Raw genomic sequence first — 26900 nt, 5'->3', positions numbered from 1 at the left:
GGGCGCGCCACGTGGCGCGCCCCCGGCCGGCCCGGCCAACGGAAGGCACCATGACCACCACCGACTGGCTGGACGGGCCCGTCGCCCTGGCCCCCCAGGTCACCCTCATCGACGGCGCCGACGGTCACTCGCTGCTGTTCGACCCCGAGACCGGCACGTACGTGCGGCTCAGCCGAACCGGGGCCCGCCTGGTCCCGCTGCTCGACGGGAGCCGGACCGGGACGGCGCTGCTGGACGCCGCACGGCGGTCGCGCGGACCGGACGGCGTACGCGATCGGGCTCCTGTTCTTCTGTCCTTCCTCACCGACCTGCGGGCGGCCGGCGTGCTGTCCGTGCCGCCGGAGCCGCTGCGGGGCCGGGACCGTGCGTTCGCCCGGTTGTTCCGGCTCACGCCCCGCATCCGGATCCCGGCGCGCCACCTCAACCGGATGCTGCGACCGCCGTCCATGCTGCTGGCGCGCTTCCCGCGCACGTTCACCGCCCTGACGCTGCTGGCCGCGGTCGCATCGGTCGTCGTGATCGCGCTGGCGCTGAGCCGCCCCGGCCCGGCCGTCTACGTCGGCCCGCCCTGGGTGCTGACCGTCGGCGTGCTGCTGGTGCAGGCGGCGGCGCACGAGATGGGCCACGCCGCGGTCTGCCAGGCGCTCGGCGTGCCCGTGCGCGAGGCCGGGGTGAAACTGTTCTGCCTGCTGATCCCGCTCACCTACGTGGACCGGACCGACGCCTACCGGGTGCGGTCCCGCTTCGGGCGCAGCGCGGTCGCCCTGGTCGGGCCGATGATCGACCTGGTCGCGACCGGCGTCGTGGCCCTGCTCGTCCTGCTCGACCCGGCCCGTTTCGACGGGCTGCTCTGGCTGCTCGGCATGCAGATGTTCGTGATCTTCAACAACCTGAACCCGCTGCTGCCGTTCACCGACGGGCACCACGCGATGGAGGCCGCCCTCGGCGAGATCAACCTGCGCGACCGGGCCTTCCGCTACCTCGGCCACGTGCTGCTCCGGCGGCCGATGCCCGCCGCACACCGCGCGGTCTCCACCGCGCGGCGCGGGCTGTATCTCGTCTACGGGCTGGTCAGCGCCGTCTTCGTGGGCCTGCTGCTGACCATGATCTCGATGAACTACTACCGGCTGGTCGTGCAGTTCTTGAGCTGACCGGGCTTGAGCTGACCGGGCCTCAGCCGACCAGGCCCTGCTTGCCGAGCCAGTCCAGCGACGTCTGGGCGACCTCGCGCCAGCCGTGGTCGATGGTCAGCGAGTGACCACGGTCGGCGAACTGGATCAGGTCGGTGACCGCGGACGACTTCCGGTACTGCTTGGCCGTGGCCCGGGTGATCACCTCCGGGACGGTGTGGTCCTTGCCGCCGGCGATCAGCAGCAGCGGACCCCGGTCCTCGTTACCGGTGTTCACCGCGGCCGGCGAGTGCAGCAGGAAGTTCGCCGCGGCCGCCTCGAACAGCGGCTTGCCCGGCGCCGGGATGGCCCAGCGCTCGTGCAGCGCGTCCGACTCCTCGGGCGGCAGCGTGTTGCCGAAGCTGTACCGGAACTGCTCGGCGGTCAGCGACACCGCGCGGTGCCGGTTGGCCGGGTTCTTGAAGACCGGCAGCGTCGAGTGCAGCGCCGACAACGGCAGCGGCAGAACGCCCTTGATCTGCGCGGCGTCGATCGCGACGGCCCCTGCGCCGAGCCCCAGCCCGAGCAGCTTCTCCGAGATCATGCCGCCGAACGAGTGCCCGATCAGGATCGGGGCCTCGTCCAGGCCCTCGATGATCTGCTTGTAGTGCTCGGTGACGTCGTCGATGCCGTGATCGGCGATCGACTCCGGATTCGCCCGGGCCTCGGCGACCGTGTCCGGCGTGCCCGGCCACTCCGGCGCCAGGGTGCGGTGGCCGGCCGCCTCGAAGAACTCCTGCCAGGGCTGCCAGGAGGTGGAGTGCAGCCAGAGACCGTGAATGAACAGGACAGTGGACATCGGCGTATCCCATCGCTCGGTGACAGCCTCATCCTGCCGGTCGCGGTCCGGTCTGGAAACGGTTTCCCGCACAGCCGGTCGGCGCCCGGCGGGGGAGCCGGACGCCGACCGGGTGAGTCAGGAGGCGTAGGTCTCGAACTCGGCGACCTGCGGCGTACCCGAAGCACTGACGATCTTGAAGGTGATCTTGGTGGTCGACGTCGCGGTGAAGGTGATGACGCCGGAGCCGGTGCCGGACTTCAGGACAGCGCCGGTCGCGCCGTTGAGGACCTGGTAGGAGCCGATGACCCCGGAGGTGACCTCGCGGAGGTTGATGCGCGAGACCGTCGTCGCCGAACCCCACTTGATCGAGATGTCGCCGGTCGTGCCGCTCGGCGACCAGTACGTGGTCAGGCTGCCGTCCTTGACGTTGCCGTAACTGGTGCCGCTCGCCTTGCTGGAACCGTCCGCGCCGGCGCCGGACGCCAGGCTCAGGTTGGTGCCGCTCGGCTGCGACGGCGACGTGCTCGGCGTCGGGCTGGTCGAGGCCGACGGTGAGGTCGAGGTCGTCGGGCTCGGGCTGCTGGTGGTGGTCGCGCACGTCCCGGTCGACGTCTTCAGCCCGGTGTTCGCGCCGGCCGTGGCCTTGACCACGTTGGGCACGCACGACGTGTTGTCCAGGGTGTACGAGTACGGGATGCTCACGGTCGTGTTCGAGACCGGGTTCGGCCCGGCCGGATTGTTGTCCGTGCCCACCGCCGACCAGGTCACGTTGTCGAACGTGTTGCCGCTGACCTGCCAGTACCCGGGCAGGTCGGTGTAGAACGTGCCGAGCACGTCCTTCGAGTCCTGGAAGTAGTTGTTGTCGACCTTGGCCTTGCCACCGGCCCGCGGGTTGATCCCGGACTCGTTGAGGCTGTGGTAGTAGTTGTTGTAGATGTGCGCGGTCGCGCCCCGCAGCAGCGGCGTGCGCGAGTCGATGTTCTCGTACCAGTTGTGGTGGAACGTGATCGGCCCGTTGGCCAGGTCGCTGTCGCTGGAACCGACCAGCCCGCCCCGGCCCGAGTTGCGCAGGATGCTGTAGGACAACGTGACGTACTTCGTGTTGTCCTTCATGTCGAACAGGCCGTCGAAGCCGGCGTCCTCGCCGCCCGAGGCGATGAGCGTGGCATGGTCGACCCACACGTTGTGGACGTCGGTCTCCATGCCGATCGCGTCGCCGCCGTTCGACGTCGGCGAACCCGACTTCTTCACGTTCTGGACCGTCACGTTCTGGATGATGATGTTGCTGGCGTTCCGGATGTGGATGCCCAGCTGGTCGAAGACGGCGCTGCCGACCCCGACGATCGTGACGTTCGAGATGTCCTTCAGCTCGATCTTGTCGGCCGCCGTGTTGCAGCTGTCGCCCGAGACCTTCGTCGTGTTGCCGTGATTGATCGTGCCGGTGACCTCGATGATGATCGGGGTGCTGGCGCTGGCCCGGCCGCACAGGGCCTGGTGGATCTGCGTGCCGGTGGTGGCCTTGACGGTGGTCCCGCCGGCGCCGCCGGTCGTGCCGCCGTTCTGGGTGGCGAAGCCGCTGGCCGCGCCGGCGACGGCGGCCGACGCCTGGGGATTCGGCAGCATGAGGGCGATGGCGCCGGCCGTGACGGCGGTGCCGGCGGCGGCGATGAACCGGATTCTTCTCATGAACGGCGCTCCTCGGGGATGGGGTGCAGGAAAGCGCTTTCCTAAGGTTCTTCCGCCGAGCATAGGAGGACGTCGATTAACACACAAGAAACTTCGACGTTTGCATTTTGTTGCAGTCCGCGGGGCTGTTGTCGCCCTCCGGATCCGGCCCGTGCCTGATCTCGCACCCGCGCGCCGCTTTCCCCGCCCGGATCCTGGTGCTGCCTCGGCCGCGGCCGCGGCGCCGCCCGGTTCGGCATGATGAGGGGCATGAGCAGCTACTTCAGAGTCGTGCCGGAAGGGACGCTCCCGTCGCCGGCGGCGGCCGAGGACAAGTTCGCCGGCGGGGTCTGGCAGGCCGAGATCCTCACCCGGCAGAAGCCGGACGGCCTGCGCGGCCACCGCTTCGCCTACGCGCCCGGCGGCCGCTCAAACTGGCACGTCCACACCGGCGAGCAGGCCCTGATCGTGGTCGCCGGCCACGGCCTCATCCAGTGGGAGGGCCTGGACGAGCCCCGCGAACTCCAGCCCGGCGACTGGGTGCACGTCGAACCCGGCGTCCCGCACTGGCACGGCGCCACCGACGACAGCGTTTTTGTCCACCTCGCGGTCACCGCCACCGGCGAGACGGAATGGGGCGACCCGGTGCGGTGACCGCGAACACCGCGCGGAACCACCGGCCGTACAAAGAAATAGGCCGCCGGAATTGATCCGGCGGCCTATTTTCGGACGCTTCTCGACGGCCCGCCCGGCGAGCCGGGAATCAGCGCTTTCCGCGCTTGGCCGCGGTCTTCTCGTCGTGCACGCCCTCGGTCAGCAGAACCCCTTGCGCGTTCTCCAGGTGGGCCCGCACGAACCAGTGGTACTGCTCCAGCTTGCCGGACTGCCCGATCAGCAGATCCTGGGTGACCGGGTCGGGTTCGTCGGTCTTCTCGATCGCCGCCCGATGCGCCTCGATCACGCCGCTGTAGACGATGTCCAGCGCGGCCAGGTGCGAGTTCGTGTCGGCGCGGCCGATCGAATAGTCGTCCCAGCTGCGCTGGGCGACCAGCGCGCCCGGCGTGCCGACCGGGGAACCGCCCAGCGTGGCGATCCGCTCGGCCAGGTCGTCGACCATTTCACGGACCGAGTCGACCTGCGGATCCAGCATCTGGTGAACCGCGATGAAATGCGGCCCGACGACATTCCAGTGCACGTGCTTCAGGGTCAGCGCGAGATCGTTGAGCGCGTTCAGACGATCCTGCAACAGCGCGATGACCTCACCGGCGGCGTCGGGCTTGACCCCGGGAACGGTGTAGCTCGGGGTCGTGGTGCTGACGGTCGCTCGCTTGCGCGGTGGCATCGCTCATCACTCCTTTTCCGGGGAAAACTCACCGTGTTTGGTGCCCGCCCCCGAGATGCGCAAACACCATTCATCCGGGAAAGAATGGGGGCCATGACACTGGCGCGGTATCTGACGGCGGCGGTATGCGGTCGCCTGGCCGACGAGGGCGCCCGGGTCGCGATCGTGCTGCTCGCGCTGGAGCGCACCCGTGACGCGGCCGTCGGTGGCCTGCTGGTGGCCGCGCTGATGGTGCCCCACGTGCTCGCCGCGCCGCTGGTCGGAGCGGCCGCCGATCGCGTCCGGCGCCGCCGCCTGCTTTATGCAACGGCATTCATCTGGTACGGAGTGAGCCTGGCCCTCACCTCGACGCTGGTCGGGCGGTGGCCCTGGCTCGCCGCGCTCGTGCTGGCCGGCGCCGGATGCGTCTCCCCGCTGCTGCTCGGCGGCCTGAGCAGCCTGCTCGGTGAGCTCGCCCCGGACAACCGGACCCGCGCGTTCAGCCTGGACGCGGGCACCTACGGCACGGCCGGCATCGTCGGCCCGGCGGTCGCCGCGGTCCTCGCCGGGTGGGCCGGGGCGTCCTGGGCACTGATTACACTGGGCGGCTTCGTCGTGGTGGGCGCCGCGCTGTTCCTGACCCTGCCGTTGCGCGGGCCGTCGCGGTCGCGGGCTCGTCGCGTACGTCCGATGGCGGGGTTCGTGGTTTTTCTTCGCCGGCGTCGTCTGGCCGCGGTGACCGTCGCCTCGACGCTGCAACTGCTCGGGTTCGGGGCGATGCCGCTGGCCGCGGCGTCGATCGCGGCCAGCGGCATCGTCCGGCGCTGACCGGCCTGATCGTGTCGGCGTGCGCGGGCGGCGGCCTGCTCGGCTCGGTGATCTGCACCCGGGTCCCGGTCGTGCACCGGCGGCCGGAACTCGTCACGCTGCTCTGCACCGGGGTCATGACCGTGCCGTTCCTGCTGGCCACGCTCGGTCTGCCGGCGCTCTGGTTCGCCGTCGCGGGCGTGTTCAGCGGGGTCGCCTCGGTCGCGGTGTTCAGCACGCGCGACCGGGAGGCGCCGCCGGAACTACGCACCCAGGTGTTCACGCTGGGTGCCGGTTTCAAGGTGACCGCGGCGGCGGCCGGAGCCGCCGCCGGGGGCCTGCTGGCGTCCGGCGACCCGTCGGTCCTGCTGATCGCCATCGCCGCGTGTCAGCTGCTCGGCGCCGCTGCCGGGGGATTGCTGCTGGTCAGACCCGCTGCGTCTCGGTCGTCGACGAGTGCAGCTCTGCGGTCGTCTTCTTGACGAACCGGCCGGTGCTGGTGCTCCGATGCACCTCGCGGTCACCCCGGTCCTTGCCGACGTGCTCGGTGGTCGTCGACTTGGGCTCACGCTTCGTGGTCGACTCCTTGACGAATCGGCCGCTGCGGGCACTGCGGTTCACGTCATGTTCCTTGCCGGCCATATCGGGCGACCTCCTGTCGTCTTCGTAACTCCGTTCCTCTTCATCGATGCCCCGACACCGCCCCGGGAAACCCTTGGACTCCGGACCGATCCATCCCGCCGCGGATCCGAGCAGGCCCTGACCGCTCGGTAACGTTCTCCGCGCGAGGTTCCCTCGCTGAATCCTCGACGGGTAGCTGTGGGCGAAAGGCGCTGGTGGAGATGTGGCTCTAGAAGAGATGCGGGCAATTCTTGAGGGTTTGCTCAAGAGACTTGCGTCCAGCCTTTCGGGAAGCGATCTGGGTGAGGTGCTCGATCATCTTGTCTGGCTGACCGATGACAACGGCCACGACATATTCGAGGTCTGCCGCGAATGGCTGGAGAGTGGCGAGCGCAGGAAGGTCGAGGCCGGATTGGGGCTGAGCGAGGCGTTCCTCTACAACGACCGCGAGACGTATGAGCGTGTGCTTCTGCCGATCGCCGCGAGATGGCCCGACCTGGCCGGCCAGGTCCAGGAGAAGTTGGACGTCTTCAACCGCCAATTCCCGAACGGGAGCGTTCCGTCCCCGCGCAGGCCGAGTTGACGGTGTCACGGCCAGGTCGTTTGTTCGGCGAGTGCGAGTTTTGATCCCGAACAGCCGGGGCCCAGGGTGGTCGGTGGGGGTCCCGGCGGCGCGGTGATCGGGCTGGCCGGCGCCCGGCCCACGCTCGCCGTCGCCGGCATGCTCCTGATGGCGGTCGCCGTGACGGTACTGCGCCGTGACGTGGGGCGCGTTCCGGTCGTCAATTGAATATCATCGCTGGATGGCGCTCGCCCTGCTGCTCCCCGGTTATCAGTACTCGGCCGACCGGCCGCTGCTGCACTACGCCGGTGGTGTGTTCGAGAAACACGGGTGGGCCGCGCGGGCCGTCCGCTGGCCGACGCTGCTGCCGCACCGGCACGACGACCTGGCGGGTTGGAACCGGGAGCTGGCGGCGTATGTCCATCTTCACGTCGGCCGGGTTCTGGACGGTGAGACCGACCCGCGGATCGCGCTGATCGGCAAGTCGATGGGCGCGTACGCGGCGTCACTGGCCGCGGATCGGAGCCTGCCCGCGGTGTGGCTGACCCCGGTCCTGCGCGACACCGGCCTGCCGGCCGACCTGCGGCGGGCCACCGCGCCGTTCCTGCTGCTCGGAAGCACCGGCGATCCGTCCTGGGATCCGGAGCTGGCGCGTGACCTCGGCCGGCCGTTCCACGAGGCCGAGGTCGCCGACCACAGCCTGGAGATCGCCGGGGATCCGGTGCGCTCGGTCGACATCCTCCGCGAGATGACCGTCGCCATGGACGAGTTCGTCAGCGGCCTGTAGACGCCACCGGCCGGCCCGAACCCGGTCGCGACGACCCGCCGTGATCCAGACCGTCGGCCTTCGCCGCCGAAGGGGGCGACCGGCACCGGTGATCGGGCCGACCGGGGTGACGCGCGAACCTATATGATCCGCGATCATCACGGCTTCGGGGGCGTCATCGTGGGTCAGGGTAAGCGGGCCGTCGGCCCGATCGAAATCACCGGTATCGTTGTCGTCGCGCTCCTGGTGGTGGCCGCGGTCGTCCACCGGATGAACGCCGAACCGGCCTCCGATTCCACCGCGAACCCGTCGCAGAGCTACATTCCGCTGGCGTCGGGCTCCAAACCGGCCGACTCCGAACCGGCCACGTACGGCCCGTTCCAGGGGACGCCCGCCCAGTCGTACGCGAAGGGCAAGGCCGGAATCGTCCTGCCGCCCGCGAAGGCGGTGCCCGGCTTCACCGCCGCCGAGGTGAAGGCGTCCCTCGCGACGGTGCGGGACGCGTTGATCGCCGCCCGGCTGGACGACAAGATGCTGGTCAAGCACGACCCGTCCGGCTTCCTGGCCACGCTGGCGCCGAGCAGCCGCGCCGAGATCACCAAGTATTTCGGTGACACCCGGTTCTCCTCGGTCGCGACCTGGATCGACCCGGCCGCCACGCTGGACGCCGCCGAGGAGCCCCGCGTCGACGGCAAGATCACCTTCACCTCGGTGGAGGACGACGGCACACGCTGGCTGCAGGTCACCACGAACTTCATGTGGGTGTACGCCTTCCAGGGCGGCGACCCGCGGATCGCCGCCGCCCACGACGAGATCCAGTGGGAGTTCCCGCACGCCGACGGCCTGGCCAAGGCCGACACCGGCATGTGGCTGACCAAGTCCGAGTCGTACATGGCCTGGGTGGACTGCGATGCCGCCCGCAAGGGACTGCTGCGCCCGGGCAGCCAGACCGGCGCCACCACCGGCCCCACCGAGGACCCGAACGCCATCCTCGACTCCGGCCACGGCCTCACCATCACCGACAACTGCGGTTAGTCCCGCAGCTGCTGGATCTTGTCCTTGAACAGGGTGGTGGCGATCGACGCCTTGTGCGGCTGCCCCTTCAACCACGAGGCGGCGAACTTTTTCGCCTGCTCGTAGGTGACTTTCCCGGGCAGGGGCGGCTCGTCCGGGTTGACCGCGACGTCGAGCAGCGCCGGCCCGGGGTGCGCGAGGGCGGCCTGCAGCGCGTCGGCGACGTCGCCCGGCTTGTCCACCCGTACGCCGAAAGCTCCGCAACCCGAAGCCCAGCCCGCGTAGTCCGGCAGGGGCGAGCCGAAGCGGACCCCGTGCTCGGGATAGCCGAGCACCATCTGCTCCCAGAGGATCTGCCCGAGCGAATTGTTGTTGTTGATCACGACCTTGACCGGCAGGTCGTACCGGACCGCGGTGTGGAACTCGGCCATCAGCATCGCGAAACCGCCGTCGCCGACGTAGGCGATGACCTGCCGTCCCGGGTGGGCGAGCTGGATCGCGAGGGCGTAGGGCAGCCCCGGCGCCATCGTGGCCAGGGTCCCGGACAGGTAGAACTCCCGGTTCCCGCGGATCTGCCAGTGCCGCGCCGCCCAGGTCGCGATGGTGCCCGAGTCGCAGGTCATCACCGCGTCGTCGGCCGCCTGCAGGTCCAGCTGGTGCGCCAGGTACTGCGGGGCGATCGGATCCCGCTCGGCCGACTCCAGGGTGGCCATCGCGTGCTGCCAGTCGGCGAACTTCTCGCGATACTCCCGCAGCAGCGACCCCTGCTTCGGTTCCAGCAACGGCAGCAGTGCGCGCAGGGCGGTCTCGACGTCACCGACCAGCGGCACGTCAGTCGGGATGCGTGTGCCGGCCCGCACCGGGTCGATCTCCACCTGCACGACCTTCGCGCCGCCGGGCTGCGGGAGGAACTTGGTGTAGGGAAAATTGGTCCCGAGCATGAGCAGCGTGTCGGCCTCCTCCATCAGCTCCTCGCTCGGCTTCGTGCCGAGAAGACCAAGACCGCCGATGACGTACGGGGAGTCGTCCGCGACCACCATCTTGCCCATCAGCGACTTCACGATCGGCGCGTCCAACCGCGCGGCCACCTCCTCGACCAGCGCCCCCGCGCCGCGAGCACCGATCCCGGCCAGGATCGCCACCTTGGCTCCGGCGTTGAGCACGTCGGCCGCCCGGCGCAGGTCGTCGTCGTGCGGCCGGACCTGCGCGGACAGATAGACCGGGGAGGTCGCGGGCGCCCGCACCGGGGCCACCGTCTGATACGGATCCTCGTGGGCGGGCGCGATCTGGATGTCGTTCGGAATCGTCAGGTGGGCGACCCCCTTGCGCGCGTACGCGGTCCGGATCGCGATGTCCACGACCGTCGGCACCTGAGCCGGGTTCATCACCACCTGGTTGTACTCGGCCACGTCCTCGAAGAGCCGGTCCAGCGCCACCTCCTGCTGATACGCGGTCCCGAGCACGCTGCTCTCCTGCAGCCCGGTGATCGCCAGCACCGGCACGTGGTCGAGCTTGGCGTCGTACAGGCCGTTGGCCAGGTGGATCCCGCCCGGCCCGGACGTCGCCAGGCACACCCCGATCTTCCCGGTCGCCTTGGCGTGCGCGACCGCCATGAACGCCGCCGCCTCCTCGTGGTGCACGAGCACGAAGCGGACCTTGTCGGAGTGCCGCCGCAGGCCCTCCATGATCCCGTTGATCCCGTCCCCGGGCAGCCCGAACACGGTGTCGACACCCCAGGCGGCGAGCCGCTCGATCAGAACCTCGGAAGTAATCTCAGCCACGCCGGTGGGCTACCCGCAATCGGCCCTCCCAACCAGGTCCGCGGTGACATCGAAAACCATAAAACAGCTTTTCCCGTACGGTGGTGAGCCCGGCCCCGCCGCACAATGGGCGGATGGCCACGTTCGCACTGATCCACGGCGCCGGGGATGTCGGCTGGTACTGGCATCTCGTGCGGGCCGAACTCGCCCGGCTCGGCCACGACAGCGTGGCGCCGGACCTGCCCTGCGACGACGACTCGGCCGGCCTGGTCGAATACACCGACGCGGTGGTGGCCGCGATCGGCGACCGCCGTGACGTGATCGTTGTCGGTCAGTCGCTCGGTGGTTTCGTCGCCCCGCTGGTCTGCGCGCGGCGGCCCGTGCGGCGGCTCGTGCTCGTCGCGCCGATGATCCCGGCGCCCGGCGAGGCACCGGCCGACTACTGGGCGGACACGGGCTGGGCCGACGAGCCACGCGCCCAGCACGACGACCTCTTCTACCATGATGTGCCCGCTGACCTGGCCGCGGAGGCGCGGAAGCGGGGGCGCCGCCAGTCCGAGACCCGGTTGGGGGAGCCGTCGCCGTTGAGCGCCTGGCCGGACGTACCCACCAAGGTTCTGCTCTGTCTCGATGACCGCCTGATGCCGCCGGCGTTCGTCCGCCGGGTCGCCCGGGACCGCCTCGGCGTCGAACCTGAGGTGATCCCGGGCGGTCACACGCCCGCGTTGAGCCACCCCCGCGAGCTGGCTGCCGCGCTGTAGCCGATCACAGGCATCCGGCGAGGGCGGCGGGCTCCGAGAACATCGGCCAGTGTCCGGTTCGGATCTCGTGATAGGTCCAGTCGCCGTCGACCATCAGGGCGAAGGCGGGGACGTTCACGGCCAGCTCACGCAGTTGTTTCTCGGAGAAAGAGCAGAGGATTCCCGTACGGGGGATGGCCCGCCACCCGTCCCCGTGCCGCACCGGATCGGTCGCGGTGTCGACCGGCTGCGGGCGGCCACGACCGCGAACGATCGCCCAGTCGAAGCCGGTCGCGGCCGGCGGCGCGTCCACCGGCACCGGCAGCATGCCGTCGACCGCGGCCGGCGCCGACCCGTCGAAGTCGGCCTGCGACATGCCGTCCGGCATCGGCCCCGAGTCGACGTAGACCAGGCGCGCGATCCGCGCCGGCACCCGATCGGCCGCCGCGGTGATGATCAACCCGCCGTAGCTGTGGCCGACCAGCACGACGTCGTCCAGGGTGGCCAGCACGTCGGTGAGCTGCCGGACGTGATCCTCGACCCGGGTGCCGGGGTCGAGGACGGGCGAGATCGCCCGCACGTCGTGGCCCTGCCCGCGCAGTTTCGCGGCCACCTCGTCCCACGCCCAGCCGCCCAGCCAGAACCCCGGTACCAGCACGTATGTCGTCATGCGGCCAACGCTAGGCACTATTCCGGGCAGCTTCCGCCCGGTATATCGTGTGGCCCGTGCCACAGTCGCTGGGGAAGGTGCTCGGGCTCCTGGAGTTACTCCAGGCCGCCCCGGCCGGAGTCACCGTCGGTCACCTCGCGTCGCGGCTCGACGTGGACGAGCGGACCGTCCGGCGCTACGCCGGTCACCTCGCCGAACTGGGGATTCCCGTTCAAGGGCGGCGCGGACGGTACGGCGGGTACACGCTCGCGCCCGGTTACCGGCTGCCACCACTGATGCTCACCGACGAGGAGACCCTGGCCGTGCTGCTCGGCCTGGTCGCCGGCCGTCGCATCGGGCTCGCCACCACCGCGGCCGCCGCCGAGACCGCCCTCGCCAAGATCCAGCGGGTGTTGCCGGCCGGGCTGCGGGCGCGGACCGACGCACTGCTGGCAACCCTCGAATTCGCCGCCAACCGGGCGGTGACCGGCGCCAACCCGGCCACGGAAACGCTGCTCACGCTGGCCTCGGCCGCCCGCGATCACCATCCGGCGGCGTTCACGTACGCCAAACCCGGCGCCGAGCCGGCGTCGCGGCAACTGGATCCGTACGGGCTGGTGTTCCACGCCGGAAAATGGTTCGTGACCGGTCGTGATCACGCCCGCGCGTCGGTCCGCACGTTCCGCCTCGACCGGATCACCGCCGCCGCGGTGCTCCCCGGCACGTTCTCGGTCCCGGCCGGCTTCGACCCGGCCGCGCACGTCGCGGCCGGCCTGGCCACCTCCGCCTGGCGCCACGAGGTGTCCGTTCTGGTCCACGCCGACCTCGACGAGGTACGCCGCCGGATCCCCCCGACCGCGGCCACCCTCACCCGCTCCGGCCCCGACGTCCGCCTCACCGCCCGAGCCGAAAACCTCGACGGCATGGCCCAGATGCTCGCCACCCTCGGCCACGACTTCACCGTCGAAACCCCGCCCGAACTACGCACCGCCCTCACCACCCTCGCCACCCGCCTCCAAAACGCCGCCCACCCCCACCCCTAACCCACCCCACCCGCCCTACCTCACGCCGCGCCGCCCTACCTTGCGCCGCGCCGCGCCGCCCTACCTCGCGCCGCGCCGCGCCGCCCTACCTCGCGCCGCGCCGCGCCGCCCTACCTCGCGCCGCGCCGCGCCGCCCTACCTCGCGCCGCGCCGCGCCGCCCTACCTTGCGCCGCGCCGTGCCGTGCTGCCCGTGCCGTGCTGCCCGTGCCGCGCCGTCCGTGCCGGGCCGTCCGCGCCGCTCCGCGCTGCCCGTGTTGTCCGCCGGCTGTTTGCTCGCCACCATCTCCCTGCCTGGGCGACGGCAGTCCGGCTGGCGCTGAGGGCCGCCTCCGGCCCGGCGAGACAGCCGTCAGCGCCAGCCGGCCGGCCTCGGCTGGCTTTCCGGGCTGTCTCGCTGGCCTGCCTGCCCATGCCCCCGCCCGTCGCCCGGCTCTCGCCTTCGTCGCCGCCTCCCGCCCCCGCTCGCCGCTCGGCTCTCGGCGGCAGCGGGCCCGGCTGGCGCTGAGGGTTGCCTCCGGCCCGGCGAGACAGCCCTCAGCGCCAGCTGGCTGGGCTCGGCTGGCTTTCCGGGTTGCTTTGGGGGGCTTGAGACAACCCTCAGCGCCAGCCGGCTTGCGGGAGGCGGCGGTGGGCTGGAGCAGGGGCGGGGTTGGGGGGCTCGGCGGGGCCGGGCGGGAGTACGTACGGGAAATTGGGGGTGAAGGTCGGACGTTAGACGGGGGTTCGGGCGGGAACCCTTGGCCGTATGGCAACCATTGTCCTGGCCGAGGATGACCCGGACATTCGTGAGATTTCGCTGCTACTGCTGCGGAGGGCCGGGCATGCCGTGATCCCGGCCGGTGACGGCGAGCAGGGGTGGCGGGCCGTGCTGTTCCACAATCCGGATCTGGTGATCAGTGATGTCGACATGCCGGAGATGGACGGATTCGAACTGTGTGAGGCGATCCGGGGGAACCCGGCGACCGAGTATCTGCCGGTCATCTGCATCAGCGGTGTGCTCATGCCCGGCGACGACCGGGTGCTGCGGATCGGCGCCAACCTGCTGCTGCACAAGCCGTTCGCCGGGAGCGAGCTCCTGAGTTGTGTGAACACGGCGCTGAACCACGCCGGCGCGGTCCGCGCGACGTAGATCAGGTACGCAGCCCTCAGCGCCAGCTGGCCAGCTTGAGCTGGTTCTCAGTGCTGTTTCGAGGGGGTTGGGGCAGCCGTCAGTGCCAGCTGACCAGCCTGAGCTGGCTCTCAGGGCTGCTTGGAGGGGCTGCGACAGCACTGAGAGCCAGCCGGCCGGCGACGCCCGGGGCAGGGGAGCGGGCGGCGCAGCGGCCCGGTGACGCCCGGGGTGGGGGAGCGGGCGACGCGGGGGCCCGGGGTGGGGGCTGGGGGTTTCGGGGTGGGGGCTGGGTGGGGTGGTGGGGTCAGTTGTATTGGCCGGGGACGTAGTCGCCGGCCGGGCGCTGGGTGATGATGCTCAGGCGGTTCCAGGTGTTGATCAGGGCGACCAGCGACACGATCGCCGCCAGCTGCTCCTCGTCGAAGTGTTTGGCGGCGTTGGCCCAGACGTCGTCGGGGACGCCGCCGGCCGTGTCGGCGATGCGGGTGCCCTGCTCGGCCAGTTCGAGCGCGGCCCGTTCGGCCTCGGTGAAGACGGTCGCCTCGCGCCAGACGGCGATCAGGTTGAGGCGGGTGGAGGTCTCGCCCTGGTGGGCGGCATCCTTGGTGTGCATGTCGACGCAGAACGCGCAGCCGTTGATCTGGCTGGCCCGGATCTCGACCAGGTGCGCGGTGGAGTGCGGCAGCGTGGACGACGCGATGGCACGGCTGGCCGCGAAGAGGTTCTTGACGACCTTGCCGCCGATCTCGGTGTTCTGGTAGTCCAGGCGAGCGCCCATGATGGGTCTCCTTCGTCAGGGTGGCGATGACATCACTAGGACCCCGCCGAGCCGCGGAATGTGACGTGACCTGGGTCTCATAGACTGGTGTGATGGGGCAGCGGATCGCGTGGGCCGTGTCGCCGGGCGGGGCGCGGGTGGCCTATGCGGTGAGCGGGTCCGGGCCGCCGCTGGTCTACCTGTCCGGATGGCTCAGCCACCTGGAGCTCAGCTGGGCCCTGCCCGCCGAGCGCGGCTTCTTCGAGGCTCTTTCGGAGGGGCGACGGCTTATCCGGTACGACAAACCGGGGTGCGGACTGTCCACGCCGGCCGCCCCGGAGCACTCGCTCGACCGGGAGTTCGACGCGCTCCGGGCGGTGCTCGACGCGACCGGAAGTGATCGCTTCGACCTGATGGGCATCTCCAGCGGTGCCGCGGTGGCGGCGGCGTGGGCGGCCGAGCATCCGTCGACCGTGTCGCGGCTGGTGCTCTACGGCGGCTGGGCGTACGGGCCGGACGTGGCCGCGCCGGCCATCCAGGAGCACGTGCTCGGTCTGGTCCGCCAGCATTGGGGGCTGGCGTCGGACCTGCTCGGGAACGTGTTCGCGCCGGACGCCGACGCGGGCGTGCGGGCGGCGTTCGCGCGCTACCAGCGCGAGGCGGCGAGCGCGGAGACGGCCGGCGCGATGCTGCTCATGGCGTACCGAATCAATGTTCTTGATCTTCTTGGCCGGATCACGGCGCCGACGCTGGTGGTGCATCGGGATCGGGACCGGGCGGCGCCGATCGAGCAGGGGCGGCGGCTTGCGGACGGGATCCCGGGCTCGCGGTTCGTGGTGGTCCCGGGGCGCTCGCACCTGCCCTACATCGGTGACGTCGAGCCGCTGATCAGGGAGATCCGGCGTTTTCTGGGGCTGCCGGTGCGGCGGCGCGGCGCTTTGCCGTCGCTCACTGCGCGGCAGCGGGAGGTGGCCGCGCTGATCGCCGAGGGCTGCACGAACCGGGAGATCGGCGAGCGGCTCGGCATCGCCGAACGGTCGGCCGAGGCGCACGTCGAGCGGATCCGGCTGCGGATGGATTTCCGGTCGCGGGCGCAGATCGCCGCCTGGTACGTGGCGACCGGCGCCGCCAACTGAGGTATTTTCCCGCCTGTCCGGCCGTGTCGCCGTGATGAGAATGAACTGATGATTGTCATCGGCTACGCCGTCGTCGCGTACGCGGCGTTTCTGTCCAGCACGGTCTGGGCGATCGTCTTTCTCACCGGTCCGATCGACGCGGCGGCCACCCGGCCGGCACCGGCCGCCCTCGCGATCGACGCCGCTCTGCTGCTCATTTTCGCGGTGCAGCACACCGTGATGGCCCGGGCCGGATTCAAGAAGGCCCTGATCCGTTTGATCCCGGAGCCGGCCGAACGCAGCACGTTCGTGTTCGCGGCCAGCCTGTCGATGCTCGCGCTGCTCTTCTGGTGGCAGCCTGTTCCGCACCTGATCTGGCAGGTCGGCGGGCTGCCGAGCGTTCTGCTGTGGACGGTTTACGCGGCCGGCTGGGCGCTGGCGATCTGGTCCACCTACATGGTCGACCACTGGGATCTGTTCGGGTTGAAGCAGGCGTGGACGCGGCTGCGCGGGCGCCATTACCGGGCGCCGGAATTCCAGGAACGCTGGCTCTATCGGTGGACCCGGCATCCGTTGATGCTCGGCATGATGATCGCTTTCTGGGCGACGCCGCGAATGAGCGTGGGACACCTCTTCTTCGCGCTCGCCGCGACCGGATACATCCTGGTCGGGATCCGCTTCGAGGAACGGGACCTGCGGGCCCGCTTCGGCGCCGATTATCAGGGGTACGCGAAGCGAGTCCCGTCGATCGTGCCCGGCGCGATTCGACGCTAGTATGGCGGCCGTGTCCGCGCCCCTCGACCGACACCGTGACCAGCGCCAGCAGCTGCTTGCCGGCGTGCTGGAACGGCTGCGCCGGCTCGGCATCCCGGTTTCGTTCGGCCTGCTCACGCCGTATTACGACTTCTACGGGCAGATCCCGGACGGGCTGACCGGGCTGGTCGTCGACGAGCCCGCCGGGCCGGGCAGCATGCAGGTCACCGTCGTGGCCGCCCACCGCACGGGTGAATCTTCGACGGATCCACACCTGTGGACCCGCGAGGTCGACCTGGAGTACGACCTGGACGGTGACGTCTACTTCGAGGTGACCACCCTGGACGACTCCGGGGACGGCTCGGCCGTGTGGGCGCCGCGGCAGCTGGTCGGCACCGAGGAGGGCGTGGTCGACGCGATCCGCCTCTGGCACGGCTACCGGGACACGCTGCGGGCCACCCCGCCGCCGCCCGACCCGAAACGGCTGGCCCGCCGGGCCCGGCAGCTCGCGGCCCGGCACACCGCGGCCGGGGCGGCCCGGGTCCGGATCGCGGTCGACGAGTCCGCGGTCCCGGCCGAGCACCGCGACGAGCTCGCCGCGCATCTGACCGATGTCGATCAGGCGCAGCTGTGCTTCCACTTCCCGCGCGACCGTACGGGGCGGTATTCCCGCAGTGCCGTCGTCGCCCTGGCCGGGTACGGGATCGTGCTCGGCAAGCGCGGCCCGTGGCTGTCCGTGCGGGCCGACGGCGACGACCTGGTGGCCGGGGTCGAGGCGCTCATCGACGTGAACCAGGACCACCGGTGGGACCGGCTGCCCTGGCTGTGGAGCACGTCCGGGCAGGCGGCCACGCCCGAGCAGCGCTGGCAGGCGCCCTCTGCCGAGCAGGTGCGCCCGATCACCGAGCTGCTCGACCGGCACGCGATCGCCGACGCGCTCACCCTGTCGGGGGTGGAGGTGGACCCGGATCTGGCCGCGTTGCTCGACGGCTATCCGATCAGTTACTCGTACGCGCGGTACACCGAGACCTGGGTCCGCAGCCTCTACGACCAGCTCGCCGGGTCGGCGCCGTGGCGGCTGGCCGGCGCGTTCCGGTCCTGGCAGGACGAGCGGCGGGCGGCCGGGCGGTCGCCGCAGCACGAGGTGGCGCTGTTCGGGCTCAAGGGGCTCAACCAGCAGTCGAAGCCGATGGTGGCGCTGGGGGCGCCGGGCGGGGTGTGCCGGTTGACGATGATCTGGACCGCCAGCAACGCCCGCCTGCCCCGGGCCCTGTGGGAGCTCCCGCCCGACCTCGGCTGACCGTACGCACCGGCGCCGGCGGGCACGGCTTCAACGGCGGCCGGTGGGCCGGGCCCGGAGCGGTCAGCGGATGACGGCCTGGGCCGGGGCGGCGGTGGCCTGGTAGACGGCGATCGCGGTGCCGTCGGGGCGGGTGACGACCCAGACGTGCCCGGCGTAGGTCTGCTGGTCGTAGCCCTGCCCCGGGTCGAGGTCGAGATATTTGACCCGCTTGTGGTCGTAGCCGAGCCACATCACGGTGACCGTCCCGCCGGTGCTGTTGGTGAAGTGGATCCAGGTCGCGGCGCCGTCGGTGGCGTCCTCGAGAGTGGACTCGGCGGTGGGCGGCAGCGCCGGGAGCTCCTGCACACCGGCCGAGGCCGGCGGCGGGGCGGCGGCGGATTGCGGCCGGGCCGGGGCGGCGGCGGTCTGCGGCTCGGCCGGGTCGCTGTGCCCGGACCGGCTGACCAGCAGCAGGGCGCCGAGGACGACCAGCACGCCGAAGGCGCCGACGATGATGCCGAGAACCCGGGTGCCCCGACCGGGTCGCGGGTTCTGGTAGGGGGCCGGTGGCTCGTAGGGATCGACCGGCGCGTTCACCGGCGGCTGGTAGGCCTGCGGGACGTTCGGCAGGTTCTCGCTCACGGGGATCACCGTAGTAGCCCGGCGCTCGCTATCCGTCGGCCTTGCGGGCGCGGAACGCGACCATGTTCATCCGGTTGCCGCAGCGGACCGTGCAGAACCGCTTCGACCCGTTGCGGGACAGGTCGATGAAGATGCCGGTGCAGTCGTCGGCGGCGCAGACCCGCAACCGGCCCATCTCGTTCATCCGGATGACGTCGATCAGGGCGAGCGCGGCCTCGACCCGGATCCGTTCGGCCAGGGGCGCGTCCGGCCCGGTGGCGTGGATGTGCCAGTCCGAGCCGTCGTGCCGGGTCAGGTACGGCAACGCGTGCGCCTCCCGCAGCATCCGGTTGACCGCCTCGACCGCCTCGTCCGGTCCGAGTGTCCACACCGCCCGGATCTGGGCCCGGGCCTCCCGGACCTCGGCCATCTCGGCGTCGTCGTAGTCGACGCGTCCGCTGAAGATGTTGTGCGACAGCAGTTCACGCAGGTGATCGACGGTGGCGAGTTCGTCGGTGCCGGATTTGGACGCGCCCGCGTCGGTGTTGGCGAGCACGACCGCGAACTCCAGCGCCTCCTCTGTGTCAGGGGCAAAAAGCAATTTGACTCCTCACTGAACCAGATCTAGCGTCAGGGCCATAAACAACTTAGTCCATGACCGAGGAGGCGCCGTGAAACTCTCGCCGCAGTCCACCGGGCTGGCCGCCGCGGTGATCTCGGCCGCGTCGTTCGGCACGTCCGGCGCGTTCATCAAGCCGCTGCTGGAGGCCGGCTGGTCGCCGGCCGCCGCGGTCACCGTCCGGGCGCTGACCGCCGGGCTCCTGCTGCTGCCGTTCGTGCTGCTCTCGCTGCGCGGCGACTGGGGTGCGCTGTGGCGCGGCCGGTGGCGGCTGTTCGGGATGGGCGTCATCGCGGTGGCGTTCACGCAGTTGACCTACTTCGCGGCGATCAGCCGGGTGCCGGTGTCGACGGCGCTGCTGGTCGAGTACCTGGCGCCGCTGCTGCTCGTGCTCTGGACCTGGGCGGTCACCCGGCATCTGCCGCGCCCGGCCGTGCTGATCGGCTCGGTGCTGGCGATCGGCGGCCTGGTCCTGGTCATCGGGCCGGGCGCGCTGCAGGCGGTCGACCCGATCGGGCTGGCGCTGGCGTTCGCGGCGGCGATCGGCTGCGCGGTCTACTTCGTGGTCGCGGCCAAGCCGGCCGACGGGCTGCCGCCGGTGGCCCTGGCCGGGGTCGGGCTGCTGCTCGGCGGGGTGGTGCTGGGGCTGGCCGGCGCGGTCGGGGCGGTGCCGATGAGGGCCACGTTCGGCGACGTTCCGCTGCTCGGGGCGGTCGTGCCGTGGTGGGTGCCGCTCGGGGTGGTCGCGGTTTTCGGGACTGCCATCGCGTACGCCTCAGGGATTTTCGGTTCGGGCAAGCTCGGGTCGCGCCTCGCGTCCTTCGTGGGCCTGCTGGAGGTGGTCTTCGCCTCGATCCTGGCCTGGATCGTGGTGGGGGAGCGGCTCAGCCCGCTGCAGATGCTCGGCGGGGTGCTCATCCTGGCCGGCATCGCGTCGATCCCGGCCGAGCCCCCGGTGGTCGTGGCCGAACCTGCCGTGGCGGAAGAGGAAGAGGCTCGTCCACTCTTTGCCCACTAGGTCCTTCCTAGCCTGACGCCGTATTCGAGGCATCAAGGCTAGGAGGGCCCGAAAGTGTCCGTACCCGTCATTTTCATCCACGGTCTGTGGCTGCACGCGACGTCGTGGGAGCCCTGGATCGAGCTGTTCACCGAGCGTGGCTACAGCGCCACCGCCCCCGGCTGGCCGGGTGACGCCGCGACCGTCGAGGAGACCCGGGCCAACCCGGACGCCCTCGCCGGTCACGGCATCGACGACGTCGTCGACCACTTCGCGCGGATCATCGAGGGCCTGCCGGCCAAGCCGATCCTGATCGGTCACTCGTTCGGCGGCATGATCGCCCAGAAGCTGCTCGGCCTGGACCTGGGCGTGGCCGCCGTCGCCGTCGACGCCGCCCAGATCAAGGGCGTGCTGCCGCTGCCGCTGTCGACGCTGCGCTCCGGTTTCCCGGTGCTGAGCAACCCGGCCAACGCCAAGCGCGCGGTCTCGCTGACCCCCGAGCAGTTCCGGTACGCCTTCGGCAACGCGATCTCCGAGGAGGAGTCCCGCGAGCTGTTCGACCGCTGGGCGATCCCGGCGCCGGGCAAGCCGCTGTTCGAGGCCGCGGCGGCCAACTTCAACCCGCACTCGCCGGCCAAGGTCGACACGGCCAACGAGTCGCGCGGCCCGCTGCTGCTGATGGCCGGCGGCAAGGACCACACCGTGCCCGAGGTGGTCGTCCGCTCGACCCTCAAGCAGTACCGGCACTCGCACGCGGTCACCGACATCGTCGACTTCCCGGACAAGGCGCACTCGCTGACCATCGACTCCGGCTGGCGCGAGGTGGCCGACACCGCGCTGACCTGGCTGAAGGAGCAGGGTCTCTGATGCGGATCACGCTGAAGGCGGCGGCCACCGCGCTGGTCGCCGCCGTGGCCCTGAGCACCCCGGTCGTGGCTTACGCGCACGGCCACGGCCTGGCCGACAGCCGGCTGCCGAAGGGTTTCACCGAGCAGAAGGTGCGCGTCGGCGACGTCGGCATCAACTACGTCCGCGGTGGTCACGGCCCGACGCTGGTGCTGGTGCACGGCTACCCGGAGACCTGGTACGAGTGGCACGACCTGCTGCCCGAGCTGTCCAAGCACTACACGGTCGTCGCGCCCGACCTGCGCGGCGCCGGCAAGAGCGACGCGCCGGCCGGCGGCTACGACAAGAAGACGATGGCCGCCGACCTGCACGGGCTGCTGGTCAAGATCGGCCTCAACAAGGACATCCGGCTGGTCGGGCACGACATCGGCACGATGGTCGCCTACGCGTACGCCGCGGCCAACCCGACCGAGGTCAAGAAGCTCGTGCTGAGCGAGGCCCCGATTCCGGATAATTCCATCCACTCTTTCCCGGCGCTGCCCGCAGTCGGCCGTGGTGTGTGGAACTTCGGCTTCTTCTCGCTCACCAACGGCCTGCCCGAGCAGATGGTCGACGGCAAGGAGGAGACCTGGGTGCGGTTGTTCACCGACCAGCTCATGGACGTCAAGGGGTCGATCGGCCCCGAGGACGTCAAGGTCTTCGCGAACTACCTCAAGGATGACGCGCACCTGCGGGCCAGCTTCGAGTGGTTCCGCGCGTTCCCCCAGGACATCAAGGACAACGAGGTCAACATCAAGACCCCGCTGCCGATGCCCGTCCTGGCGATCGGCGCTGACGGCAGCCTCGGGGGCAACATCGAGACCCAGGTGCATCAGTACGCCGTGAACGTCCAGGGCAAGGTCATCAGCGGCTCCGGGCACTGGATCTATGAGGAGCACCCGGACGAGATGACCGGCATCCTGACCACCTTCCTGGCCGGACCCGCCTGATGGACCTCCGACTCTCAGGCCGGACCGCCCTGGTCACCGGGGCCAGCAAGGGCATCGGGCTGGCCATCGTGCAGGCCCTGTCGGCCGAGGGCGTCCGCGTCGTGGCCGGCGCCCGCACCACCACCCCGGAGCTGGCCGCGCTGGCCGGCGGCGGGCTCGTCCACCCGGTCCGGGCCGACCTGAGCACCGCCGAGGGCGCGGCCGCCCTGGTCGAGCGGGCCTCGGCCGAGCTCGGTCGGCTGGACATCCTGGTCAACAACGTGGGCGGGGTCAAACCGCGGGTCGGCGGGTTCCTGTCGGTCACCGACGAGGACTGGCTCAGCAGCCTGACCATCAACCTGCTGTCGGCCGTCCGGGTCACCCGGGCCGCCCTGCCGCTGCTCCTGGAGAACGGCGGGAACATCGTCACGATCAACTCGGTGAACTCGTGGCTGCCCGACCCGCTGGTCATCGACTACAGCGCCAGCAAGGCGGCGCTCGCGAACTTCTCCAAGTCGCTGTCCAAAGAGGTCGGGCCGCGCGGGGTACGGGTCAACACGATCAGCCCCGGGCCGGTCGAGACCGACCTGTGGCTCGGGTCCGGCGGGGTCGCCGAGACCGTCGGCGGGTCGGCCGGGCTCGCGCCCGAGGACGTGGCCAAGGGCGCCGTGGCCGGCACCGCGACCGGGCGGTTCACCCGCCCCGACGAGGTCGCCGACCTGGTTCTGCTGCTGGCCGGCGACCGGGCGGCGAACGTCACCGGCGCCGACATCGTCATCGACGGCGGGCTCATCTCCACCCTCTGAGCGGGGGCGGCCGCCGTACCCTCAAGAAAGGCTCTTGATCTTGAATTTCGAAACACTGCGGGCGGGCGTCTCCGGTCCCGTGCTGCTGCCCGGCGACGCCGGATATGCCGAGGAGCTGGCCGGCTACAACCTGACCGTCGTGCACGCCCCGCAGGTCGTGGTCGGCGCCACCAGCGCCGAGGACGTGCAGGCGGCCGTGCGGTTCGCGGCCGAGCACGGCCTGCCGATCGCCATCCTGGGCGCCGGGCACGGCAGCTCGGTCTCCGACGAGGGCTCGCTGCTGATCACCACCCGGCGGCTGACCGGGCTGGTCATCGACGAGGACGCGCGGACCGCGCGGGTCGAGGCCGGCGTGCGCTGGGGCGAGTTCATCGAGCAGGCGAGCAAGGTCGGGCTGGCCGCACTGAACGGCTCGTCGCCGACGGTGACCGTGGTCAGCTACACGCTCGGGGGCGGGCTCGGGCCGTTCGGGCGCAAGCACGGCTACGCCGCCGACCACGTGACCGCGCTCGACGTGGTCACCGCCGACGGCGAGCTGCGGCACGTCACCGCCGAGAGCGAGCCCGACCTGTTCTGGGCCCTGCGCGGCGGCAAGGGCAACTTCGGGGTCGTGCTGGCCATCGAGTTCGGGCTGTTCCCGATCGCGGCGTTCTACGGCGGCGGCATCTTCTTCCCGGGCGAACTGGCGGCCGACGTGCTGCACCTGTTCCAGGAGTGGACGCAGGACCTGCCCGAGGAGATGTCGGCCTCGGTCGGGCTGCTGCACCTGCCGCCGCTGCCGTTCGTGCCGGAACCGCTGCGCGACCGGCTCGTGGCGCACCTGCGGATCACCTACCTGGGCAGCCCGTCCGAGGGTGCGGTGCTGGTCCAGCCGTTCCGTGACCTGGGGACGCCGATCATCGACGCGGTCGGGATTCTTCCGTACGCGGCGATCGCGTCCGTGCACAGTGACCCGGTCGACCCGCTGCCGCTGTTCGAGCACGGCGCCCTGCTGCGCGAACTGCCGAAGGAGGCCGTCGACACGGTCCTGCGGTTCGCCGGGCCGGACGCCGCGTCGCCGCTGGTGCTGGCCGAGATCCGGCACATGGGCGGCGCGCTCAGCCGCACGCCCGAGGTGCCCAACGCGGTCGGGAACCGGGACGACACGCTGTACAACGTGTTCCTGGTCGCGGCCGGTGGACCGCCCGACGCGGCGGTGCTGCACGGCTACGAGCAGCAGCTGATCGACGCACTGGGACCGTGGTCGACCGGCCGCCGGTACCTGAACTTCATGTTCGCCGGGGATGCCGGGCCGGAGACCGCGGTGCTGGCCTTCACCCCGGAGTCGTACGAGCGGCTGGCCGGGATCAAGCGCCGGTTCGACCCGGCCAACCTGTTCCGGATCAACCACAACATCCGGCCGGCCGCCTGAGGGATCATGCCCGGGCGAGCGCCTCCCGCAGCGCCGCCCGGGACGTGATGCCCAGCTTGGGGAAGATCCGGTGCAGGTGCGTGCTCACCGTGCGGTGGGACACGTACAGGCGCTGGCCGATCTCCCGGTTGGTCAGCCCCTCGGCCGCCAGCTGAGCGATCTGCAACTCCTGCGGGGTGAGCCGGTCCAGCGCGTCCGGCGCCCGGCGGGTGCTCGTCTCCCCGGAGGCGCGCAGCTCCTGCCGGGCCCGCTCGCTCCACGGGACCGTGCCGAGCGCGTCGAACGCCTCGCGGGCGGCCCGCAGCACCACCCGGGACTCGGCGCGGCGGCGGTGGCGGCGCAGCCACGCGCCGTACACCAGCTGGGCCCGGGCCCGCACGAACGGCCACGCGGTCAGATCGGTGGCCAGGAAATCGACAAACGCCTGCTCGTCGCCGTCGAGGACGGCCACCGCGTAGCCGAGCCCGACCCGCAGCGCGGCGGTCGGCATCTGCTCGGCGACCTTCTCCAGCTCGCCGACGATCTCGGTCACCCGGAGCCGGGCCGGTCCGCGGGCCGCGGCCTCGGCCAGGTCACCGATCGCATCCCAGCCGTGCAGCAGGTGGTACGCCGGGTCGCCGGGCCGGAAGATCCGCAGCAGCGGCTCGACCGCCTCCCGGTGCCGGCCGGCCGCCAGCGCGGCCAGTCCCCGCGCGTGCTGCACCATCGACAGGACCGCGGCCGCGCGCCACGGGGTCGCCAGCAACTCGGCCTGCGCGGCGCAGGCCTCGAACTCACCGAACCGGCCGCGCAGGGCCGCGATCCGTGCGCTCTGCGCCCAGCCGAGCGCCTCGATCGGCGGCAGCGAGATCTCCCGGGCGAGGCGGATCGTCTCCTCCGCGGCCGGGACCGCGATGCTCAGGTTGGCCAGGTTCACCGCGGCCCGGCCCTGCACGGCCAGCGCGCGGGTGAGCAGGGCCAGCCGGCCCTGGGTGCGCAGGTGGATCAGGGCCGGGGCGGCCAGGGCGAGACACAGCTCGTACTCCCCGATCGCGTTCGCGCTGGTGGACAGGGCCCGGTAGGCCGCACCGTCGACAGCCGGCGCCGGCCGTTGTAACCGGGCCAGGACGTCGGCGCCGCAGGCCACCGGGTGGGCGAACGCCAGCACGAGCAGCAGCCGCGGGTCGTCGCCGTCCACGGTGAGGCGGCGCGCGGCGGCCACCACGGACTCCCGGATCTCGACCCCCGGCTCGGTGAACGCGCAGAGCAGGCTGACCGCCTGCAGCAGGTCGAGGGCCAGGTCGGTCTCGCCCCGGTCGATCGCGTCGCGGGCGAACAGCACCAGCGCCCGGGCACCCGGGATGCTCTGGGCCAGGTGGTTGTCGAACCGGCCGCGCACCCAGGCGGCGCGGGCCTGCTGATCCGGGGTGAGGGCGGCCGGTCCGATCAGGTCGAGGAGCCGGTCCATCTCGTCGCGCCGGCCGATCTCGGTGGCCCAGATGGCGGCCAGCAGCAGCCGTTCGACCCGGCGGTGCCCGTCGGTGCTCAGGCGCGCGGCGATCTCCAGGGTCCGTACCGCCCCGGCCACGGCACCGCGCTGCTGAGCGTGCTGCGCGGCGTCGTCCAGGTCGGCGGCGATCCGCTCGTCCGCGCCCTCGCTCGCCGCGGCCCGGTGCCACAGCCGGCGTTCGGCCGTGGCGTCCAAAACACCGGCCAGTGCGGTGTGCACGGCCAGGCGCCGGATCCCGTCGATGCGGTGGTGGACGGCCGACCGGATCAGCGGGTGTCGGAACCGGATGCGCCCCTGGTCGACCGTGACCAGCCGGCCCTCGATCGCCGGGGCCAGATCGGCCGCGGTCACCCCGGCCGCGGCCAGGGTCTCGGCCAGGCCGTCACCGTCGTTGAGCGCGGCCACCTCCAGGGCCGTGGCCGTCGCCTCCGGCAGGCCGCTGAGCCGGCCCGCGAACGCCTGCTCCAACCTCGTGGTCAGCGGCAGCCAGTTGCCGGCCGGGTCGAGCCGCCCGGCGACCTCGGGCAACTCGGTCAGCGCGAGAGGGTTGCCCTCGGCGTTGGCCAGGATCGCCGCGCGGGTCGACGGCGGCAGGTCCGGGGCCCGCGTGTCCAGCAACTCCTCGGCCGCCTCGGGGTCGAGCGGGGCCAGCCGGAGCACCGGGAGGTCGGCCGCGTCCAGGGGCGTGGCGAACCCGTCGCGGGCGGCCACCATCAGGCCGATCGGCTCCACCGCGATGCGCCGGGCCACGAAGGCCAGTACGGCCGCGGTGGCCGGGTCCAGCCAGTGCGCGTCGTCGACGACGACCAGCACCGGCGCCAGGCTGCTTGCTTCGGCAAGCAGGTTCAGGGAGGCCAGTGCGATCAGGAACAGATCGGGTGGCGGGGCGTCGGCCATCCCGAACGCGGTGAGCACGGCCGTGCGCTGTGGGCCGGGCAGCGCCTCGGCCAGCCGCAGGAACGGGGTCAGCAGCTGGTGCAGGCCGGCGAAGTCGAGATGGCTCTCGGCCTCCACGCCGGTGACCGACAGGACCTGCAGGCCGCTGCCCCGGGCGACGTCCACGGCCACGGCGAGCAGGGCCGACTTGCCGATGCCGGCCTCACCGCGGACGACCAGCGCCGCCCCGCGGGTGGGCAGCGCACCGACCAGGGCGCTGACCCTGTGGATCTCGCCGGAACGCCCGAAAAGACTCGCCATCGGGGCGTTTCACCTCGGTCCCACTAGTC

General features: G+C 71.4%; 29 protein-coding genes. 19 read left to right on the top strand and 10 right to left on the bottom strand.

What is annotated here, in order from left to right; all coding sequences use genetic code 11:
* Positions 1-50 precede the first annotated feature (50 nt).
* Positions 51-1151, top strand: a complete 1101-nt coding sequence (locus ACSHV8_RS19440) for a PqqD family peptide modification chaperone (RefSeq protein ID WP_436535057.1) — start codon at positions 51-53, stop codon at positions 1149-1151.
* A gap of 22 nt (positions 1152-1173) precedes the next feature.
* On the opposite strand, the gene ACSHV8_RS19435 is transcribed toward ACSHV8_RS19440, so the two are convergent.
* On the bottom strand, positions 1174-1968 hold the full coding sequence (locus ACSHV8_RS19435) for an alpha/beta hydrolase (RefSeq protein WP_436535055.1): 795 nt from the start codon (positions 1966-1968) through the stop codon (positions 1174-1176).
* A gap of 117 nt (positions 1969-2085) precedes the next feature.
* A complete protein-coding gene (locus ACSHV8_RS19430; protein WP_436535053.1) occupies positions 2086-3636 on the bottom strand; it encodes a pectate lyase family protein in 1551 nt (516 codons plus the stop codon).
* Between the two features lie 249 nt (positions 3637-3885).
* On the opposite strand from ACSHV8_RS19430, the gene ACSHV8_RS19425 reads away from it, so the two are divergent.
* Positions 3886-4269 carry a cupin domain-containing protein gene (locus ACSHV8_RS19425; RefSeq protein WP_436535051.1) on the top strand — a complete coding sequence of 128 codons (384 nt, stop codon included), beginning with the start codon at positions 3886-3888 and terminating at the stop codon, positions 4267-4269.
* A 109-nt stretch (positions 4270-4378) separates the two neighbouring features.
* Here ACSHV8_RS19425 and ACSHV8_RS19420 read toward each other — a convergent pair whose 3' ends face one another.
* Positions 4379-4957 carry a Dps family protein gene (locus ACSHV8_RS19420; protein ID WP_436535050.1) on the bottom strand — a complete coding sequence of 193 codons (579 nt, stop codon included), beginning with the start codon at positions 4955-4957 and terminating at the stop codon, positions 4379-4381.
* A 93-nt stretch (positions 4958-5050) separates the two neighbouring features.
* Here ACSHV8_RS19420 and ACSHV8_RS19415 point away from each other — a divergent pair, with 93 nt between their 5' ends.
* Together ACSHV8_RS19415 and ACSHV8_RS19410 are read left to right on the top strand one after the other, a co-directional pair.
* Positions 5051-5764 (top strand): MFS transporter, encoded by a 714-nt coding sequence (locus ACSHV8_RS19415; protein WP_436535048.1) that lies wholly within the window; start codon positions 5051-5053, stop codon positions 5762-5764.
* Between the two features lie 11 nt (positions 5765-5775).
* Entirely contained in the window at positions 5776-6225 is a 450-nt protein-coding gene (locus tag ACSHV8_RS19410; protein ID WP_436535046.1) for a hypothetical protein, read from the top strand.
* Here ACSHV8_RS19410 and ACSHV8_RS19405 read toward each other — a convergent pair.
* Positions 6170-6364, bottom strand: a complete 195-nt coding sequence (locus ACSHV8_RS19405) for a hypothetical protein (protein WP_436535045.1) — start codon at positions 6362-6364, stop codon at positions 6170-6172. The genes ACSHV8_RS19410 and ACSHV8_RS19405 overlap by 56 nt on opposite strands.
* A 223-nt stretch (positions 6365-6587) precedes the next feature.
* Between ACSHV8_RS19405 and ACSHV8_RS19400 the strand changes: the two genes are divergently transcribed.
* From ACSHV8_RS19400 to ACSHV8_RS19385, 4 genes are all read left to right on the top strand, one after another.
* On the top strand, positions 6588-6947 hold the full coding sequence (locus ACSHV8_RS19400; RefSeq protein ID WP_436535043.1) for a hypothetical protein: 360 nt from the start codon (positions 6588-6590) through the stop codon (positions 6945-6947).
* 66 nt (positions 6948-7013) lie between these two features.
* On the top strand, positions 7014-7154 hold the full coding sequence (locus ACSHV8_RS19395) for a hypothetical protein (protein ID WP_436535042.1): 141 nt from the start codon (positions 7014-7016) through the stop codon (positions 7152-7154).
* A gap of 13 nt (positions 7155-7167) precedes the next feature.
* Positions 7168-7713, top strand: coding sequence for an alpha/beta hydrolase (locus ACSHV8_RS19390; protein ID WP_436535040.1), 546 nt, complete (start codon positions 7168-7170; stop codon positions 7711-7713).
* Positions 7714-7872: 159 nt separating this feature from the next.
* Positions 7873-8727: a hypothetical protein gene (locus tag ACSHV8_RS19385; protein ID WP_436535038.1), complete on the top strand. Its 855-nt coding sequence runs from the start codon at positions 7873-7875 to the stop codon at positions 8725-8727.
* Here the strand turns inward: ACSHV8_RS19385 and ACSHV8_RS19380 are convergent.
* A complete protein-coding gene (locus ACSHV8_RS19380) occupies positions 8724-10487 on the bottom strand; it encodes a thiamine pyrophosphate-dependent enzyme (RefSeq protein ID WP_436535036.1) in 1764 nt (587 codons plus the stop codon). The genes ACSHV8_RS19385 and ACSHV8_RS19380 overlap by 4 nt on opposite strands.
* A gap of 113 nt (positions 10488-10600) precedes the next feature.
* Here ACSHV8_RS19380 and ACSHV8_RS19375 point away from each other — a divergent pair, with 113 nt between their 5' ends.
* Positions 10601-11227, top strand: coding sequence for an alpha/beta fold hydrolase (locus ACSHV8_RS19375; protein ID WP_436535034.1), 627 nt, complete (start codon positions 10601-10603; stop codon positions 11225-11227).
* Positions 11228-11231: 4 nt separating this feature from the next.
* Here the strand turns inward: ACSHV8_RS19375 and ACSHV8_RS19370 are convergent, their stop codons facing one another.
* Positions 11232-11876: an alpha/beta fold hydrolase gene (locus ACSHV8_RS19370; protein WP_436535032.1), complete on the bottom strand. Its 645-nt coding sequence runs from the start codon at positions 11874-11876 to the stop codon at positions 11232-11234.
* Positions 11877-11932: 56 nt separating this feature from the next.
* Here ACSHV8_RS19370 and ACSHV8_RS19365 point away from each other — a divergent pair, with 56 nt between their 5' ends.
* Together ACSHV8_RS19365 and ACSHV8_RS19360 are read left to right on the top strand one after the other, a co-directional pair.
* Entirely contained in the window at positions 11933-12898 is a 966-nt protein-coding gene (locus ACSHV8_RS19365; RefSeq protein ID WP_436535031.1) for a helix-turn-helix transcriptional regulator, read from the top strand.
* Between the two features lie 746 nt (positions 12899-13644).
* The gene (locus tag ACSHV8_RS19360) at positions 13645-14028 is read left to right on the top strand and encodes a response regulator (protein WP_436535029.1); all 384 of its coding nucleotides are present in this window, start codon (positions 13645-13647) and stop codon (positions 14026-14028) included.
* A gap of 286 nt (positions 14029-14314) precedes the next feature.
* Here the strand turns inward: ACSHV8_RS19360 and ACSHV8_RS19355 are convergent, their stop codons facing one another.
* On the bottom strand, positions 14315-14788 hold the full coding sequence (locus ACSHV8_RS19355) for a carboxymuconolactone decarboxylase family protein (protein WP_436535027.1): 474 nt from the start codon (positions 14786-14788) through the stop codon (positions 14315-14317).
* A 92-nt stretch (positions 14789-14880) separates the two neighbouring features.
* Here ACSHV8_RS19355 and ACSHV8_RS19350 point away from each other — a divergent pair, with 92 nt between their 5' ends.
* Genes ACSHV8_RS19350 through ACSHV8_RS19340 form a run of 3 tightly spaced genes read left to right on the top strand, consistent with a single transcriptional unit; the run spans position 14881 to position 17935 of the window.
* Positions 14881-15903 (top strand): alpha/beta fold hydrolase, encoded by a 1023-nt coding sequence (locus tag ACSHV8_RS19350; RefSeq protein WP_436535025.1) that lies wholly within the window; start codon positions 14881-14883, stop codon positions 15901-15903.
* A 48-nt stretch (positions 15904-15951) separates the two neighbouring features.
* The gene (locus ACSHV8_RS19345) at positions 15952-16656 is read left to right on the top strand and encodes a methyltransferase family protein (RefSeq protein WP_436535023.1); all 705 of its coding nucleotides are present in this window, start codon (positions 15952-15954) and stop codon (positions 16654-16656) included.
* A gap of 10 nt (positions 16657-16666) precedes the next feature.
* Complete coding sequence (locus tag ACSHV8_RS19340; RefSeq protein WP_436535021.1) at positions 16667-17935, top strand: hypothetical protein; 1269 nt, start codon at positions 16667-16669, stop codon at positions 17933-17935.
* 63 nt (positions 17936-17998) lie between these two features.
* Here ACSHV8_RS19340 and ACSHV8_RS19335 read toward each other — a convergent pair whose 3' ends face one another.
* Together ACSHV8_RS19335 and ACSHV8_RS19330 are read right to left on the bottom strand one after the other, a co-directional pair.
* Positions 17999-18559 (bottom strand): hypothetical protein, encoded by a 561-nt coding sequence (locus tag ACSHV8_RS19335; RefSeq protein ID WP_436535019.1) that lies wholly within the window; start codon positions 18557-18559, stop codon positions 17999-18001.
* Positions 18560-18587: 28 nt separating this feature from the next.
* Positions 18588-19139 carry a CGNR zinc finger domain-containing protein gene (locus ACSHV8_RS19330; protein WP_436535017.1) on the bottom strand — a complete coding sequence of 184 codons (552 nt, stop codon included), beginning with the start codon at positions 19137-19139 and terminating at the stop codon, positions 18588-18590.
* 70 nt (positions 19140-19209) lie between these two features.
* Between ACSHV8_RS19330 and ACSHV8_RS19325 the strand changes: the two genes are divergently transcribed.
* Genes ACSHV8_RS19325 through ACSHV8_RS19305 form a run of 5 tightly spaced genes read left to right on the top strand, consistent with a single transcriptional unit; the run spans position 19210 to position 24185 of the window.
* Positions 19210-20175 (top strand): EamA family transporter, encoded by a 966-nt coding sequence (locus ACSHV8_RS19325; RefSeq protein WP_436535015.1) that lies wholly within the window; start codon positions 19210-19212, stop codon positions 20173-20175.
* Between the two features lie 54 nt (positions 20176-20229).
* Positions 20230-21021, top strand: coding sequence for an alpha/beta hydrolase (locus ACSHV8_RS19320; protein WP_436535013.1), 792 nt, complete (start codon positions 20230-20232; stop codon positions 21019-21021).
* A complete protein-coding gene (locus ACSHV8_RS19315) occupies positions 21021-21989 on the top strand; it encodes an alpha/beta fold hydrolase (protein ID WP_436535012.1) in 969 nt (322 codons plus the stop codon). Before ACSHV8_RS19320 ends, ACSHV8_RS19315 begins: the two co-directional genes overlap by 1 nt.
* The gene (locus ACSHV8_RS19310) at positions 21989-22774 is read left to right on the top strand and encodes an oxidoreductase (protein ID WP_436535010.1); all 786 of its coding nucleotides are present in this window, start codon (positions 21989-21991) and stop codon (positions 22772-22774) included. Before ACSHV8_RS19315 ends, ACSHV8_RS19310 begins: the two co-directional genes overlap by 1 nt.
* Before the next feature lie 40 nt (positions 22775-22814).
* Complete coding sequence (locus ACSHV8_RS19305) at positions 22815-24185, top strand: FAD-binding oxidoreductase (protein ID WP_436535008.1); 1371 nt, start codon at positions 22815-22817, stop codon at positions 24183-24185.
* Between the two features lie 4 nt (positions 24186-24189).
* Here the strand turns inward: ACSHV8_RS19305 and ACSHV8_RS19300 are convergent, their stop codons facing one another.
* On the bottom strand, positions 24190-26871 hold the full coding sequence (locus ACSHV8_RS19300) for an ATP-binding protein (RefSeq protein WP_436535007.1): 2682 nt from the start codon (positions 26869-26871) through the stop codon (positions 24190-24192).
* Between the last annotated feature and the right edge of the window lie 29 nt (positions 26872-26900).

The organism is Actinoplanes sp. HUAS TT8 (assembly GCF_051380535.1).
In the GTDB taxonomy this organism is placed as follows: domain Bacteria; phylum Actinomycetota; class Actinomycetes; order Mycobacteriales; family Micromonosporaceae; genus Actinoplanes.
This window is presented reverse-complemented; position numbering and strand designations above follow the sequence as displayed.